General features: G+C 36.8%; 8 protein-coding genes. 1 reads left to right on the plus strand and 7 read right to left on the minus strand.

Annotated elements, in window-relative coordinates; translation table 11 throughout:
* Positions 1-795, plus strand: a 795-nt coding sequence (locus MCQ_RS07625) for a hypothetical protein (protein WP_006924594.1), incomplete at its 5' end; no start/stop codon positions are given.
* Here the strand turns inward: MCQ_RS07625 and MCQ_RS07630 are convergent.
* Genes MCQ_RS07630 through MCQ_RS07660 form a run of 7 tightly spaced genes read right to left on the minus strand, consistent with a single transcriptional unit; the run spans position 782 to position 3,143 of the window.
* Positions 782-1,405, minus strand: a complete 624-nt coding sequence (locus MCQ_RS07630; RefSeq protein WP_006924595.1) for a hypothetical protein — start codon at positions 1,403-1,405, stop codon at positions 782-784. The two genes, MCQ_RS07625 and MCQ_RS07630, sit on opposite strands and share 14 nt — an antisense overlap.
* 10 nt (positions 1,406-1,415) lie before the next feature.
* On the minus strand, positions 1,416-1,625 hold the full coding sequence (locus MCQ_RS07635; protein WP_006924596.1) for a hypothetical protein: 210 nt from the start codon (positions 1,623-1,625) through the stop codon (positions 1,416-1,418).
* A gap of 16 nt (positions 1,626-1,641) precedes the next feature.
* Complete coding sequence (locus tag MCQ_RS07640; protein WP_245256387.1) at positions 1,642-1,869, minus strand: hypothetical protein; 228 nt, start codon at positions 1,867-1,869, stop codon at positions 1,642-1,644.
* Positions 1,856-2,131, minus strand: a complete 276-nt coding sequence (locus MCQ_RS07645; protein ID WP_006924598.1) for a hypothetical protein — start codon at positions 2,129-2,131, stop codon at positions 1,856-1,858. The genes MCQ_RS07640 and MCQ_RS07645 overlap by 14 nt, the downstream gene beginning before the upstream one ends.
* 10 nt (positions 2,132-2,141) lie before the next feature.
* The gene (locus tag MCQ_RS07650; RefSeq protein WP_006924599.1) at positions 2,142-2,354 is read right to left on the minus strand and encodes a hypothetical protein; all 213 of its coding nucleotides are present in this window, start codon (positions 2,352-2,354) and stop codon (positions 2,142-2,144) included.
* 13 nt (positions 2,355-2,367) lie between these two features.
* Positions 2,368-2,787, minus strand: a complete 420-nt coding sequence (locus MCQ_RS07655) for a hypothetical protein (RefSeq protein ID WP_006924600.1) — start codon at positions 2,785-2,787, stop codon at positions 2,368-2,370.
* Positions 2,784-3,143, minus strand: coding sequence for a dATP/dGTP diphosphohydrolase domain-containing protein (locus MCQ_RS07660; RefSeq protein WP_050980876.1), 360 nt, complete (start codon positions 3,141-3,143; stop codon positions 2,784-2,786). Before MCQ_RS07660 ends, MCQ_RS07655 begins: the two co-directional genes overlap by 4 nt.
* Between the last annotated feature and the right edge of the window lie 150 nt (positions 3,144-3,293).

The raw sequence follows: 3,293 nt of genomic DNA on the forward strand, positions 1-3,293 counted from the left end.
CTTACATTAATTGGAATAATGATTATGCTCCTTAATTGGAATGTATGCTTAAATTGGATAGAACAACACCCTACCCTTTTTTCTGCACTTTCTTCAGTTGGTGCTTTATTATCCGCAATTTTTTCTTTTCTTTCTGTTAAACAGACAGTGAATTTAAGAAAAGAAGATCGAGAAAAGTTTGAAACAAAATTAGCCAATGCCATGGAAATAGCTAAATCAAATAAACAACAAGCAGTAGCGCTAGAAAAGCTTGCCAACGTTCTGGAAAAACAGTCGGAAATTTTAGAGAAGAGAAAACTTGATGTTCTCGTACAACGTACAGCGATGTATGATAATCCTGATGATAAATCACAATTATTAATTGATATATTAATAAGCATTATAAATCCTACAAAACAAATAATTAAAATTAATTCCATCATTATAAATAATGACCGTAGTTTTAGATTTATTCGCGCAGTCTATCGTGGATATACAGATTCAACCTTCTGGCCATCAGGAGATATATACCGCATCCATCCAAAAAGCCCCGAATGCATTTGTTTTCAACAACCCAAAACAGAACCTCCAATATATGGAAATATTGATCCATTTTGCCTCACAGCTTTTGGCGCATTAGAACTAATTCTAACCGTTTTGCCGATTGATAAAAACTTAGAAATTCCCCTAACATTTACTATGGAACACACTGCCATGGATCCTTTAAACCCACCAGAAACAGTGAACTTTACCGCCCACCGTTTTCAAAAATTTGAACCAAGTTCTAATTTTAGTCATACGTTCAATCGACAATAATTTTCCCAGGCACCATATAACGTTGTTGTTCCTCAGGAGTTTTTTTAGCTAAATCCTCCCATGTCATGGGCTTTACCCCAAATAAATGGCATAATAAATTTTGAGCTCTCGACCAGTAATAGCATTGTGCAAATGTAATGTTACGTCGTTGTGTAAACCATTCTTCAAAGGCTCTAACAACCTTAATTGCTTCATGCTTTGTCTGCTCATCCCTCATCAATTGTTGCAATATCTTTTGCGATCTATCATCTAGTTCATCTTTAACAGGCTGATGTTCTAAAAATTCTCTTACAAGCGCGCGAACATCTTCAGGGACTTGAAGATTTTCATAAATATTTTCATATGACATCAAACATTCTTGCTTCTCAGGATTGCTCTGTCCATATTCCGTCAAACGTTCTTGCACTTTTTCTTGCAATTCTTGTAAACGTTTAATTTTTTTCTCATTCTCCGCTAGCTGCCCTTCCATCAACGCTTTTTGTGACGCTATTAACTCATTTTTTTCAGCTAGCTCTTTTCTAAGCCTTCGCACTCTTTTAGAAGAGTCGTGAACAGCATAAAACGAAATCACATTACAAATTAAAGAAATAACAACTGCTACTAAACTCATCTTTCACACCTCACTTACTTATTGAAGAGTAGAAGCCACCAGAAGAAGATAATTTTTGGATTAGCTTTTCTTTCTCATATATTATTTTATCTTTTTCCATTACCTCATCTCTTAATTTTTGTGTTTTTTTATAGAAGTAATAAACGTGATAGAGTGCCACTACGTTACAAATTATCAATGTGATATATTTAGCACCCCACCTAATCTCTTCTGGACTCACCCTTTATCTCCTTTCCTCACTTACTTTTCTTCTTAGTCTTCTTATTCTTATGAGATGGCGTTTTTACTGCTTCATCACGCTGTTTAAGCTCTTGTGTTAGTCTTTCAACTTCCTCGTCTCGTGATCTAACATCTGCTTTTAGTGCCCCTATCATTTCATTTTTTAATATGAATGCCCCATCATACTCATCGATCTTTTGCTTTAGCTCTTCAATCATCTCGTCGCGTTCTTTAAGATCTGACATGAGCGTTATCATAAACCTGTGCATTGTCAAAAACCCGTGCATTACCATAAGCCTTGGCATCACCATAAACCAAAGCATTATCATCTACCCAGCAATTACCATCATGGGATAGGTTGCCCTCATGCTCTATCAAACCACCTAAGTCACCTTTTTTGACGTTTCCAAAGTCTCTTAATGCACGGATGCGGTAAAGAGTGCGACCATCAACTTCAATTGTTGCATAAGTAAATTCGTATTTCTTCTTAACTATAATATCTTCCATCTTTCACACCTCACTCACTTATTGAAGAGTAGAAGCCACCAGAAGAAGATAATTTTTGGATTAGCTTTTCTTTCTCATATATTATTTTATCTTTTTCCATTACCTCATCTCTTAATTTTTGTGTTTTTTTATAGAAGTAATAAACGTGATAGAGTGCCACTACATTACAAATTATCAATGTGATATATTTAGCACCCCACCTAATCTCTTCTGGACTCATCATTTATCTCCTTTCCTCACTTACTTTTCTTCTTACTCTTCTTATGAGGCGGTGCTTTTACTGCTTTATCACGCTGTTTGAGCTCTTGTGTTAGTCTTTCAACTTCCTCGTCTCGTGATCTAACATCTGCTTTTAGTGCCGCTATCATTTCATTTTTTAATATGAATGCCCCATCATACTCATCGATCTTTTGCTTTAGCTCTTCAATCATCTCGTCGCGTTCTTTAAGATCTGCATCACATTCATCAATTGTCTGCTTGCTTTCCTTTAAATACCTAATATCTTTCTCTCTGATTTCTTTCTTAAGATTGCTAATCTGCTCTTTAAGTTCCTGAGCTTTGTCGCGATAATGCAATGCAACACGAAACATCACTCCGCATAAAAGCAAAGCTCCTAAAACTACAAAGCCCGCTATTAAAATCTCATTTAAACTCATTCTGATCTCCATTCTTTGCTCTTAAAGCGGTCATCATGACCAATCTGTTTTGCCTCGCATTCCATTAAAAAAAGAAGGCAACAAGCCGCATGGGCTAAGTGTGATAAATCACTTTCGCCATCCTTATTCTCTCCACCAAACCATGCTAATAAATGACGTAAGGCAGCACCGTGAAACCTGCTCCAGTGCATGCCATTACGCCAATTGTTTGCTCCGTACTTCTTTGCCCCAAACTCTAAAACTCTACCGATTTCAATCAGTGACAACGGTGGAATAAGATCTACACGCGCCTTGCCATCATCATTCTTATGGGCTTCATTGGCTTCATTTGTGCTCTGTGAAACGCGATTACACATGTAAACTTCGTCGTCATCGCGATAATCTTCATAGTCACAAACATCCGCATTGCCACGCACATGCGCATTGCCTCGTATATTTGCATGCCCGTGAACTAATGCGTTGTCATAAACTTTAGATTGACCGCAAACATGTGCATTTTCAAAAAC

This window comes from Candidatus Bartonella washoeensis Sb944nv (assembly GCF_000278135.1).
GTDB lineage: Bacteria > Pseudomonadota > Alphaproteobacteria > Rhizobiales > Rhizobiaceae > Bartonella > Bartonella washoeensis.